The 12,248-nt window shown below is 50.2% G+C and carries 10 protein-coding genes; 7 read left to right on the forward strand and 3 right to left on the reverse strand.

Annotated features, from left to right (window positions below; all coding sequences use genetic code 11):
* Positions 1–168: 168 nt before the first annotated feature.
* Positions 169–2,367 carry a primosomal protein N' gene (locus P8H32_RS02625; RefSeq protein ID WP_301088398.1) on the reverse strand — a complete coding sequence of 733 codons (2,199 nt, stop codon included), beginning with the start codon at positions 2,365–2,367 and terminating at the stop codon, positions 169–171.
* A 72-nt stretch (positions 2,368–2,439) separates the two neighbouring features.
* Here P8H32_RS02625 and P8H32_RS02630 point away from each other — a divergent pair, with 72 nt between their 5' ends.
* The 5 genes from P8H32_RS02630 to P8H32_RS02650 all read left to right on the forward strand — a co-directional run bounded on the left by P8H32_RS02630 (position 2,440) and on the right by P8H32_RS02650 (position 6,580).
* Entirely contained in the window at positions 2,440–2,649 is a 210-nt protein-coding gene (locus P8H32_RS02630; protein WP_301088399.1) for a hypothetical protein, read from the forward strand.
* 19 nt (positions 2,650–2,668) lie between these two features.
* Positions 2,669–2,884 carry a 50S ribosomal protein L31 gene (gene rpmE / locus P8H32_RS02635; RefSeq protein ID WP_297292123.1) on the forward strand — a complete coding sequence of 72 codons (216 nt, stop codon included), beginning with the start codon at positions 2,669–2,671 and terminating at the stop codon, positions 2,882–2,884.
* 70 nt (positions 2,885–2,954) lie between these two features.
* Positions 2,955–3,749: a thermonuclease family protein gene (locus P8H32_RS02640; protein ID WP_297292122.1), complete on the forward strand. Its 795-nt coding sequence runs from the start codon at positions 2,955–2,957 to the stop codon at positions 3,747–3,749.
* Between the two features lie 205 nt (positions 3,750–3,954).
* Entirely contained in the window at positions 3,955–5,217 is a 1,263-nt protein-coding gene (locus P8H32_RS02645) for a malic enzyme-like NAD(P)-binding protein (RefSeq protein WP_301088400.1), read from the forward strand.
* A 64-nt stretch (positions 5,218–5,281) separates the two neighbouring features.
* The gene (locus tag P8H32_RS02650) at positions 5,282–6,580 is read left to right on the forward strand and encodes an MFS transporter (protein WP_301088401.1); all 1,299 of its coding nucleotides are present in this window, start codon (positions 5,282–5,284) and stop codon (positions 6,578–6,580) included.
* Here the strand turns inward: P8H32_RS02650 and P8H32_RS02655 are convergent.
* Positions 6,577–6,945: a PilZ domain-containing protein gene (locus P8H32_RS02655; RefSeq protein WP_297292113.1), complete on the reverse strand. Its 369-nt coding sequence runs from the start codon at positions 6,943–6,945 to the stop codon at positions 6,577–6,579. The genes P8H32_RS02650 and P8H32_RS02655 overlap by 4 nt on opposite strands.
* Before the next feature lie 54 nt (positions 6,946–6,999).
* Positions 7,000–8,661 carry an energy-dependent translational throttle protein EttA gene (ettA, locus tag P8H32_RS02660; protein ID WP_297292112.1) on the reverse strand — a complete coding sequence of 554 codons (1,662 nt, stop codon included), beginning with the start codon at positions 8,659–8,661 and terminating at the stop codon, positions 7,000–7,002.
* 153 nt (positions 8,662–8,814) lie between these two features.
* On the opposite strand from ettA, the gene P8H32_RS02665 reads away from it, so the two are divergent.
* Positions 8,815–10,812, forward strand: a complete 1,998-nt coding sequence (locus tag P8H32_RS02665) for a DNA topoisomerase III (RefSeq protein WP_301088402.1) — start codon at positions 8,815–8,817, stop codon at positions 10,810–10,812.
* 132 nt (positions 10,813–10,944) lie between these two features.
* Positions 10,945–12,207: a serine hydroxymethyltransferase gene (gene glyA / locus P8H32_RS02670; protein ID WP_297292110.1), complete on the forward strand. Its 1,263-nt coding sequence runs from the start codon at positions 10,945–10,947 to the stop codon at positions 12,205–12,207.
* Positions 12,208–12,248: the final 41 nt, after the last annotated feature.

A 12,248-nucleotide genomic window follows, 5' to 3' on the forward strand; every position in this document is an offset into this window, starting at 1 on the left:
GGGTTCCGGCTGGTAGTCGTGTTTCGGGATGGCAAGGGCGCGTATTATCCAGATTTTTAAGGGGCTAGGCCACCCTTTATAAATCGTCATTCCCGCGAAGGCGGGAATCCAGAGGTGCATGCAGGCTAGATTCCCGCCTGCGCGGGAATGACATGACTCAGTTAAAGCTTAAAACATATCACCAGGGTCGACATCAATCGACCAGCGCACTTTGTTACCTAAGGGATGCTGCTCTGCCTGTGAGCACAGTTGCTGCAGTGTTTGGTGCAGGGGTTTGCGCTGATCTGAGCGCACTAATAGCTGGGCCCGGAATCGGCCAGCTTTGCGGGTCATGGGGGCGGGTAATGGACCAAAGATCTGGCAGCTGTTAGGGGGTGCTGCATCCCGTAAATTCTGCAATAGTGCTTCAGCTTGCTCGAGATTGCTGGCCTCGGCCCGTAGCAAGGCCAGGTGGCCAAAGGGTGGAAGGCCGCTGGCCTGGCGTTCGCTAAGTATGGCTCTGGCGTATTGGTGGTAGCTATCGTTGACCAGACTGGTAATCAAGGGGTGTTCCGGTTGGTGGGTTTGTATTATCACTTTACCCGCTTTGGCTTCCCGGCCGGCTCGACCTGCGACCTGAACCAAAAGTTGCCCCATTTTTTCTGGGCCGCGAAAATCAGCGCTAAACAAGCCGCCATCTGCATCTAACACTGCTACTAATGTGACATCGGGAAAGTGATGGCCTTTGGCCAGCATTTGCGTGCCCACCAGAATACAGGGTTGCCCTTCGTGTACCTCGGCCACCATTTGCTGCATGGCCTGCTTGCGGGAGGTGGTGTCTCGGTCAATACGCTTGATGTCTGTTGATGGGAACAGGCGTTTTAGGGCTTGTTCGCTGCGCTCGGTACCGGAGCCGCGGAAGTCTAATTGTGTGCTGTTGCATTCCGGGCAGTGATGGGGCAGCGGGGCCTGGGCTCCACAGTGATGGCAGCGCAGCATACGCTGTTGGAAATGGACGGTCATCCTGGCATCGCAGTGGTGGCATTGGGCGACGTAGCCGCAATCGTGGCACATCAGCATCGGGGAAAAGCCCCGCCGATTGATAAAAACCAGCACCTGGTTACCGCGCTTAATTTCATCGCCAATAGCGCTAATTAATGCTGGGCTAAAACCATCTTCCATTGGCGCATGGCGTATATCCAGCAGCTCGAATGTAGGGGCGCTAGCGCCAGTGGCACGCTGCTTGAGTTGCAGGTGCTGGTAGCGACCTTGCAGGGCATTATTCAGTGTTTCGAGGCTGGGCGTGGCGGAGCCTAAGACGATAGGGCACTGCTCATCGGCGGCCCGTTTGATGCCAATATCCCTGGCTGAATAGCGAAAGCCGTCTTGCTGTTTAAAGGAGCTGTCATGCTCTTCGTCGATAATAATCAGCCCTAAATTGGCGATCGCAGTAAAGATGGCAGAGCGTGTACCGAGGATAATCCCGGCTTCACCGGATTGCGCATGCTGCCATGCTAGTAAGCGCTCCCTATCAGTAAGGCCTGAGTGTAACGTGACGATAGGGCAGTTAAAGCGGTTTTGAAAGCGGCTTAGTGTTTGCGGTGTAAGACCTATTTCAGGGATCAGTACCAATGCCTGCTGCCGCCGCTTAAGGCATTGCTCGATCAATTGCAGGTAGACCTCGGTCTTGCCGCTGCCGGTAATGCCTTCCAGCAAATAGCATTGAAAGCCGGTATTGGCTTTAATGGTTTCCACGGCGTTTTTTTGCTCGGCATTGAGGGTCAAGGGTGCCGATTTTAAACAGTCTTGTTGATGGTCATAGGGGGTGGCTGCGATCTCAATGCGCTCGATTAGGCCTTTTTCGATCAAAGCCTTGCAGCTAGCCTGGCTGATTTGGGCGCGGTCCAGCTGCCGCCGATCAAGGCTGTCTTGTTGTTGTAGCAGGGCTAGCAGTTGCGCTTGTTTGGCGGCTCTTTTTAGCGCTCCTTCAGGTAGACCTTTGCCTTCTGTTGTCAGTTGCCAGCGGGTTTCAGTTAGCTCGATGGTTTGCTCGCCCTTGCGCAGCAGCGTGGGTATCGCATTGGCTAAGGCATCGCCCAGGGGATGTTGGTAATAGCTGGCAGCCCATTGGCTTAGCGAGAGTAATTTACCGGCCAGTATGGGCTGTGAATCCAGGATGTTGCTAACGCGCTTTATCTTCTTTTCGTCGATATCCGTAGTATCTTTGGTGGCTAATAGGATGCCGATCAGTTTGCGGTTGCCAAAGGGAGCTTCAATTCGCACCCCGGGTTGCAGGGCTGCCACGGCATCGTCGGTCATAGCTACCGGTGGCAGATAGTCAAAGCTGCGGCGCAGTGGTGTGGGCATGGCCAGGGTAAGTATGGGCATTCAGGGTCTTTTATTGTGGTCTTGATAAATTGTGGTCTTGATAAAGGGAGCTAGTGTAACAAAATTTGTCTATTGTTCGAGCCGGCAGGCCTAAGTTGCTGTGATGAGGTGGTTTTGTCACTGGAGCAGGGTTTGGCCATTGCAATCACTGGCTTCTCTGGTATGATGCATCGCCTGAATTTTCGCCAGCTAGCTGGCCATACCGGTGCGGTGCTCAACAGCTGTTTCCACGGAGGAGACCTTAAGGCTTGCTTGGGTTGCGGCACATTAAACACAAAGTAAAGAGAAAGAGAGTAAAACGATGAAAGCTGATATCCATCCAAAATATGAAGAAGTTACTGCTACTTGTAGTTGCGGTAATGTTGTAAAAACCCGTTCCACTTTATGCAAAGATATCCACCTGGACGTATGCGGTGCCTGTCACCCGTTCTACACCGGTAAGCAGAAAATGTTGGATAGCGGTGGCCGTGTTGATCGCTTTAAGAAGCGTTTCGCCAACCGTAGCACCAAGGGTTAATGGTAGGTTTTATTGCAGGTTTAGCCCCATCATTGCCAAGAGTTTAAAAAAAACGCCCAGCCGATCCAGGTTGGGCGTTTTTGCATCTGTCTTATTTCTATCCTGTTTCTTATCCTTCCCTGCATTTTCGGCCCAGCCCTGTACTGCTAACGGGGATATTGAATGGGCGCAGATTAAAAAAATTGTTGATGGCGATACCTTGCACCTTCGCGATGGTCGCAAAGTACGAGTGATGGGCATTAACACGCCCGAGATCGGTTATCGCAAAAAGGATAATCCCAGTTACCCCCAGCCTTTGGCAATAGAAGCACGGCAGGCGGTGGTAGATTTTTTCTCCGCTGAAGCTAAAGTTGGCCTGGGTTTTGGTGTGCAGCGCGTTGATCATTATGGGCGGGTGTTGGCTGATGTGTATCGTGCGGATGGAGCAAACCTTTCCGCTCATGTGCTCGCTTTGGGTTTGGCCTGGCATGTTGTTGTGCCTCCTAACGAATTAGGTTGGCCTTGCTTGGCGGCGGTTGAAGCGGCAGCAAAACAACAAAAGACGGGCGTGTGGAGTGATCAATATTACCCCGTAAAACAGGCCAAAAATCTCAGTATAAATGACACGGGTTTTCAGCGAGTCACCGGTAGAGTGATTTCAGTTAATCGCAGTCGGGGTGGTTGGTGGTTGCAACTTGGGCAATTGGCCATTCGCGTGCAGGAAAAAAATCTAAAATACCTGGATGATGTAAACCCACAGGGTTGGTTAAACCAATCCTTAACTATTCGCGGCTGGATTGTTGATCGCAGTGAGTCCGTGGCCGTTAAGAAAAAAGGCTATTCTCCCTTAATGATGAATCTTCAGCACTCGGCGATGTTGAAGTAGCCTTTGCTGAAGTAAGCAGCATTTAAAAAGTTACTTGTGGCAGGTTGCGGTTTTCTATATTCTTTCGCCCCCTTGCGCAAAGCGAAAGGGTTACAAGTATAAGTCTATTGTTATAATAATATGTCTTTTGTGTTGTTTTAGTTAAATTGTTTTAGTTAGATCGTTTCTATTATGTTGGCTCTATTTCTACCATTGGGATTGCAGTATGTCTAAAGACATCAAACAGGCGGCGCTGGATTACCACGCTCAACCAAAGCCAGGAAAAATTTCCGTTGAGTTAACCACTAGTGCGGCAACTCAAAGCGATTTGGCCCTGGCTTATAGCCCGGGTGTGGCCGAGCCTGTTAAAGCGATTGCAGAAAATCCTGAGTCGGCTTATGACTATACCGTTAAAGGTAATTTGGTTGCGGTGATTTCTAATGGCACTGCGATTTTAGGTCTGGGTGATTTAGGCGCTTTGGCCAGTAAGCCGGTAATGGAAGGCAAGGCTTTATTGTTTAAGCGTTTTGCCGGTATTGATTCGATTGATATTGAAGTCGATACCAAAGACTCGGAAGCCTTTATTAATGCTGTCGCATTAATTGCTAATACATTTGGCGGAATTAATTTAGAAGATATTAAAGCGCCGGAATGTTTTGACATTGAAAAAAGATTAATTGAAAAATGTGATGTGCCGATTTTTCATGATGACCAGCATGGTACGGCGATTGTAACTGCGGCCGGTATGTTAAATGCGCTGGAGATTCAGGGCAAAACGTTGGCAGAAGCAAAGATAGTGTGTTTGGGTGCTGGCTCTGCCGCAGTCGCCTGTATGCGTTTGTTGCGTAGTCTTGGCGCACAAAAAGATAATGTCACCATGATTGATCGTCGCGGTGTTATTTATTGTGGTCGTGAAGGCCTTAACGAATATAAAGAAGAGTTTGCTCACGGTACTACTGATAGAACCCTGGAAGATGCCATTAATGGTGCCGATGTTTTTATCGGTTTGTCAGGTGCAGATTTATTAAGCCCCGAATTATTAAATACCATGGCGCCCAACCCCGTGGTGTTTGCCTGTTCCAATCCTGATCCCGAAATTGACCCTGAGTTGGCCCGAGCTACGCGCAGTGATTTAATTATGGCAACGGGTCGTTCTGATTTTCCTAATCAGGTGAATAATGTTTTAGGTTTCCCCTTTATTTTTCGCGGTGCTTTAGATGTACGTGCCAGCAAAATCAATGAGGAAATGAAAATTGCTGCGGTGAATGCTATTCGTGAACTGGCGAAACAGCCGGTGCCACAATATGTATTAGATGCCTGCGGTTTAGACGCGCTGGAGTTTGGGGCGGGGTACATTATTCCCAAGCCAATGGATAGTCGTCTATTGGGTGATGTTGCGGCGGCGGTAGCGCAGGCTGCGATTGATACTGGAGTGGCAAGGTTGCCTTATCCAGAGCATTACCCGATTAATAGTGTTGAGGAATTATAATAATTGATCGTCATTCCCGCGCAGGCGGGAATCCAGAGGTGCCGATCAAAGGAAGACCATCACCATGAAGAACCGCAAAGCCGCCGCCGATGCGGCCTACGCAAAACCGCTCTATCGCGGCTATGTGCTCACTGTATTAATCATACTTTACGCGTTTAACTTTATTGACCGGCAACTGCTGGTGATTCTGCAGGAACTGATTAAGGAAGACCTGGGCCTGAGCGATACGCAACTGGGCCTGCTCTCTGGCTTCACCTTTGCCCTGTTTTATGTGGTGTGTGGTATTCCCATTGCCCGCTGGGCCGACCGCGGCTCTCGCCGCAATATTATCTCCCTGGCTATTGTGATCTGGAGTGCAATGACCGCCGTGAGCGGCCTGGCCCAAAACTTTGTTCACATTCTGTTGGCCCGTATCGGCGTGGGTGTGGGTGAAGCGGGTGCCAGCCCTCCCGCCCACTCTATGATTTCTGATATCTTTAAACCGGAACAGCGGGCCACGGCGTTATCGCTCTATTCCATGGGTTTGTACGTCGGCATTCTGGGTGGTTTTATGTTGGGTGGCTGGGTCGGCCAGTACTACGGCTGGCGCATGGCCTTTATGGTGGTGGGTTTGCCCGGTGTGCTCCTGGCGGTGTTGGTAATGCTTACCGTGAAAGAGCCCAGCCGAGGCTGGTCGGAAAACATTGCGGTGAGCGATGAACCGCCCCCCCCATTTCAGGAAGTACTCAATCTGCTGTGGTCCCGCAAGGCCTTTCGTCACTTGGCCTTTGCCTGCGGCTTACAGGCAATGGCGTCCTACTCTCTGGCTAGCTGGCTACCCTCATTTTTTCTGCGCAGCACAGATATCACCATTGGCGAGCTGGGTACCTGGCTGGGTTTGGCGGCGGGCATTGGCGGTGGTCTGGGTACACTGTGCGGTGGTTTACTGAGCGACCGCATGGGTCAAAAAGACCCGCGTTGGTACCTGTGGATACCCGCCATAGGTTTACTGGCTGCACTGCCGATCACACTGTATATTCTCGCCTTTGCCGATCTTATGCTTGCCCTGATGTTGAATTTTGCCAGCATCTTTTTGGGCTCAATGTATTTGGGCCCCGTCATTGCCACCACTCACAGCATGGTGGGTGTGCGGATGCGTGCTCTGGCCTCGGCCATGCTGTTTTTCGTGCTGAATTTGGTAGGGCTGGGGATGGGCCCCACCCTGGTGGGCATTTTGAGCGATGCCATGGCCGGCACCTACGGCATAGCCTCGCTGGGATACGCATTGCTGATTGTGGCGACGGGCGCTACCCTGCTGGCCTGTACTCATTATTTACTCGCGACGCGGTACTTGAAGAGCGACCTCGCTAACGCCCCGGCTTAGCGAGCACTGCCAAGTGAAGCAAGTTCTCGCTCTAGTAAATTTTCATTACCTAGATTTAATTCCACCAATCGGCGCAAATGAATAATGCTGTCGATATCAATATGGGCGCATTCAAAACCCGATTGACCTGCTTCGGTATGACGCCAATTCAATGACATAGAGATTGTCGTTTCATCACTAAGTTTGATGGCGGCATCGATTGTTTGGCGAGTATCGGCATTCCAGTTTTCTGGAGTGGCAATTAGTAAACCTTTGAGTGACAGGTCAATCAGGGTGGCCGTCCATTGCTGGCCACCTTGGCTGAGTGTTATCTCACTGCTAAAGGCAATACGGCTAAAAACGCGGCGCTCATTGTCGTTGCTCATAGCGATGCCCATATCTTGCTAGTTATTGACTCAATGTTAATCACTATAGCAGCTTTACTTCAGCTTTTTATATTTGACTCGCTGTGGCAGTGCGTTCTCACCTTTACGGGCAATAAAGTCTTCATGGTATTCGGTGTAGTTGCCTTCAAAGAATACCACTTCGCTATCGCCCTCATAGGCAAGGATATGGGTGCAGATGCGGTCTAGGAACCAGCGATCGTGAGAGATAATCATGGCGCAGCCCGGGAAAGTGATCAGGGCTTCTTCCAGGGCACGTAATGTTTCAACATCCAGGTCATTGGAAGGCTCATCGAGTAGCAGTACATTGCCGCCTTGCTTTAAGGTGCAGGCCAATTGTAATCGACCCCGTTCACCACCGGACAATTCGCCTACGCGTTTTTGTTGGTCTGAGCCTTTAAAGTTAAAGCGGCCAATATAGGCTCTTGATGGAATTTCATAAGTGCCAATTTTAAGAATGTCGTGGCCTTCGGAGACGGCTTCCCATACGGTCTGGCTATCATTAAGCGCATCGCGTAACTGCTCGACATAAACCAGGTCAACGGTTTCGCCCAGTTCAACTTCGCCGCTATCGGCTTTTTCCATGCCGGCAATAATTTTAAACAGTGTAGATTTACCCGCACCGTTACCGCCGATAACGCCGACGATAGCTCCTTTGGGTACGCTGAAGCTTAAATCTTGATAAAGCATTTCATCGCCAAAGGACTTACTCACCCCTTTAACTTCAATGACTTTGTCACCAAGACGTTGTCCCGGTGGAATATAGATTTCGTTAGTTTCGGCGCGGCTTTGGAAATCTTGCGACTGTAATTCTTCAAAGCGAGCGATACGCGCTTTGTTTTTGGCCTGACGCCCTTTGGGGTTTTGTCTTACCCATTCTAATTCTGACTTAACGGTTTTTTGATGCGAGGCTTCCTGTTTAGCCTCGCGCTCTAGTCGTTGTTCTTTTTGCTCTAACCAGGAAGAGTAGTTGCCTTCATAAGGAATACCGCGACCGCGGTCCAGTTCTAAAATCCAGCCCGCTGCATTGTCGAGAAAATAACGATCGTGGGTAATAGCCACTACGGTGCCGGGGTATTCGCAAAGGAATTGCTCAAGCCAATGAACGGACTCGGCGTCCAAATGGTTGGTGGGCTCGTCGAGTAATAACATATCTGGATTAGAAAGCAGCAGTCGGCATAGAGCAACACGGCGGCGCTCACCACCAGAAAGTTTAGTAACGTCTGCATCCCAGGGTGGCAGGCGTAATGCATCGGCAGCGACTTCTAATTTATGATCCAGATTTTCAGAGTCTGCCGCCTGAATAATATTTTCTAACTCGGCTTGGCGTTTACCCAAAGCATCATAGTCGGCGTCAGCCTCAGCATAAGCGGCAAAGACTTCTTCCAATTCTTTTTGCGCTGCAACCACTTCCCCCAGACCATCTTCCACATTGCCACGCACATCTTTGTTCGGGTCAAGTTCAGGTTCCTGTGATAAGTAGCCGACATTAATACCCGCCTGTGGTCGGGCTTCACCTTCAAACTCTGCATCGACACCGGCCATAATACGCAACAGTGTGGATTTACCGGCACCGTTTAAGCCCAATACACCAATCTTGGCGCCGGGGAAAAAGGACAGTGAAATATCTTTAAGAATTTGGCGTTTAGGTGGAACGACTTTGCCCACGCGGTTCATGGTGTAAACGTATTGTGCCATAGGGTATTAATCCTGACTCGAGATGCTGACTCGAGGTGCTAGTGATTAGAGTAGGGGGGCACGGTACTCAATCTTGTGCTGTAGATCAAGGTGATAACAGGGCCGGCAGCAAAATTGGGTTTAAGACATGAAAAAAACTGGAATACTGTTTTTATGTACAGTATATTGCGCTATGCCTGTTCAACGGATGATATTGCTATGAGATTATTTATCGCAGAAAAACCCAGCTTAGGCCGCGCTATAGCGGATGTTTTACCCAAGCCCCACCGCAAAGCCGAGGGCTGTATCTATGTGGGCAATGGTGATTGTGTTAGCTGGTGTGTAGGCCATCTATTAGAGCAAGTGGAGCCAGATGCCTACGATGCCAAATATAAACAGTGGCGGTTGGAGCATTTGCCCATTGTCCCCAAACAGTGGCAGCTAAAACCCAAAGCCAGCAGTCGTAAACAGTTGTCGGTATTGCGGCAGCTGGTTAAACAAGCGGATCAAATCATCCATGCCGGTGACCCGGACCGTGAGGGGCAGTTGCTGGTCGATCAGGTGATCGATCATCTCAAGGTTAAAGGCAGCAAACGAGAAACCATCCAGCGCTGCCTGATTAGCGACCTTAACCCCGCTGCGGTTAGCCGGGCTATCAACCAGCTGGCAGAAAATAAAACCTTTGCCCCCTTGTCTACCTCCGCTTTGGCCCGTTCCAGGGCTGATTGGCTCTATGGTATCAATATGACTCGCGCCCTTACCCTGCAGGGGCGTAAAGTCGGCTACCAAGGCGTCTTGTCAGTAGGGCGGGTGCAAACCCCATTATTGGGTTTGGTGGTGCGCCGGGATAAAGAGATAGAGCAGTTTGTAGCAAAGCCGTTTTACCAGGTCTTTGCCCATCTTGAGACCAGCCAGGGCGAACACTTTAAGGCTAAGTGGCAGCCCAGCGAAGCCTGTGCAAAATGGCAGGATGAAGAAGGGCGGGTTATCGCCAAAGCCCTGGCTGAGAATGTTGCAGCCAGGATTACTGATCAAACCGCCACGGTGACTAAAAGCTTGCGCAAAGTAAAAAAACAGCCGCCGCCTTTGCCCTATAACTTATCTGCATTGCAGATTGATGCCGCAAAGCGCTTCTCTATGTCCGCCAAGCAGGTTCTGGACAGCTGCCAAAGTTTGTATGAGCGGCATAAGCTTTTAACTTACCCGCGTTCCGATTGTCGCTACTTACCCAAGCAGCATTTTGATGATCGTGAGGAGGTGCTTGCGGCTATCGCTAATAATGCTGAAAGCCTTAATCAGGCTGTGGCTGATGGTGATACGGCTTTAACCAGCAAGGCCTGGAATGACGGCAAAGTATCGGCCCATCATGCCATTATTCCCACTGCGCGGCAGGCATCTTTGGTCAAACTAAGCTCGGCTGAGCGTAACATTTATGAATTGGTAGCACGGCAATATGTAGCGCAGTTTTACCCTGCCCATGAGTACAGTGACAGCCAAATTGACCTGGAAATTGTTGGTGGCCTTTTTATCGCCAAGGCTCGGCAGTCAGTGCTTGCGGGTTGGAAAGTGCTATACCCCGCCGGCAACAGTCAAAAGGAGCAGAAGCCTGATCTTGCTATCAATAGGATATTACCTGACCTGAAAAAAGGCGCGACATGCCACTGTGCCAAAGGTGAGGTGATTGAAAAGCTAACAACGCCCCCCAAGCCCTTCGATGATGCTAGCTTACTGGCGGCAATGACTGGGGTTGGCCGCTTTGTTAAAAACCCTGATATTCGCAAGGTGCTTAAAGAGACCGATGGCTTAGGCACAGAGGCGACTCGGGCAGGGATTATTGAATTGCTATTCAAACGAGGTTTTTTACAGCGCAAGGGCAAACAAATTTATGCAGCAGCAGCAGGCAAGGGCTTGATCAATAGCTTGCCTGAGGTGGCAACACTGCCGGATATGACAGCACAATGGGAAACCCAGCTTAATGCTATCAGCCAGAAGGCTGGCACTTATAAAGGGTTTATGCAGCCATTACAGTCTGCCCTTGGTAGTTTGATTGAGCAGAGCCAATCGGTATTGCCGGTGGGGTTGAAGGATATAAAAGCGAAGCCCGCTTACAAGAAGTTCCGCAAGCGGCGCACCGCCACGAAAAAGCCCTCAGGAAAGGCTGCGGCAGGTTAGTGTTCGCTGGTATTGTTGCCACTGCTTTAACCGCTCGCCTAAAAAGCATCATTCCTGTACAATTTGCGCCTTTGAAAAACCACATCCGTTTCCTTTAACGACATTACCGATATTCACCAAAAGGGGTTAGCAATGTTTACTAAAGATATGCAAGTCGAAGGTTTTGACGATGAGATTTTTTCCGCTATTCAGGAAGAAAACCAGCGTCAGGAACAGCATATTGAGTTGATCGCGTCTGAAAACTATACCAGTCCACGGGTAATGGAAGCGCAGGGTACCTCCATGACTAACAAGTACGCTGAGGGGTATCCCGGCAAGCGTTACTACGGTGGTTGTGAGTATGTTGATAAAGCTGAAGAGCTGGCTATTGAGCGTGTTAAAGCCCTATTTGGTGCGGACTACGCTAATGTTCAGCCACACTCTGGCTCCCAGGCGAACTCCGCCGTTTACTTAGCCCTGTTGCAAGCTGGCGATACCGTATTGGGTATGAGCCTGGATGCGGGTGGTCACCTAACCCACGGTGCCAAGCCAAACTTCTCAGGTAAGGTTTATAACTCAGTTCAGTACGGCCTAAACCCTGAAACAGGTATGATCGATTACGATCAGGTTGAAGCATTAGCCCTTGAACACAAGCCCAAAATGATTGTGGCGGGTTTCTCTGCCTATTCCGGTATTGTTGACTGGGCTCGCTTCCGCGAGATTGCCGATAAAGTAGGTGCCTACCTATTGGTAGATATGGCTCACATTGCCGGTCTGGTTGCTGCGGGTGTTTACCCTAATCCGGTGCCCTTTGCCGATGTAGTGACCTCAACCACCCACAAAACCCTTCGTGGTCCGCGCGGTGGCATTATTATCGCCAAGCACAACGAAGAGCTGGCTAAGAAATTCAACTCAGCGGTATTCCCCGGTGGCCAGGGTGGTCCGTTGATGCACGTTATCGCAGCAAAAGCGGTTAGCTTTAAAGAAGCCGCCAGTGATGAATTTAAGGTTTATCAGCAGCAGGTTGTTGATAACGCCAAGGTGATGGCTGCGACCTTTATAGAGCGTGGTATTAAGATTGTGTCTGGCGGTACTGAAAACCACCTAATGCTGGTTGACCTGATCGGTAAAGAATATACCGGTAAAGATGCCGATGCGGCCTTGGGTGATGCCTTTATCACTGTTAACAAGAATGCCGTACCTAACGATCCTCGTTCACCTTTTGTGACATCGGGCTTGCGTGTAGGTACACCTGCTATCACCACCCGCGGTTTTAAACAAGATGAAACTCGCGAGCTAACAAACTGGATGTGTGATGTGCTGGAATCCCTGGAAAATGGCACTAGCGAGCAGGTTATCCCTGAAGTGAAGGCCAAAGTACTGGATATCTGCGGCAGGTTTCCTGTTTATAAATAAACCCAAAAGTGCTGAAGCCACAAAGGGCGGGAATGCCCCGC

It is taken from the genome of Oceanicoccus sp. (assembly GCF_029238675.1).
Lineage (GTDB): Bacteria > Pseudomonadota > Gammaproteobacteria > Pseudomonadales > Dasaniaceae > Oceanicoccus.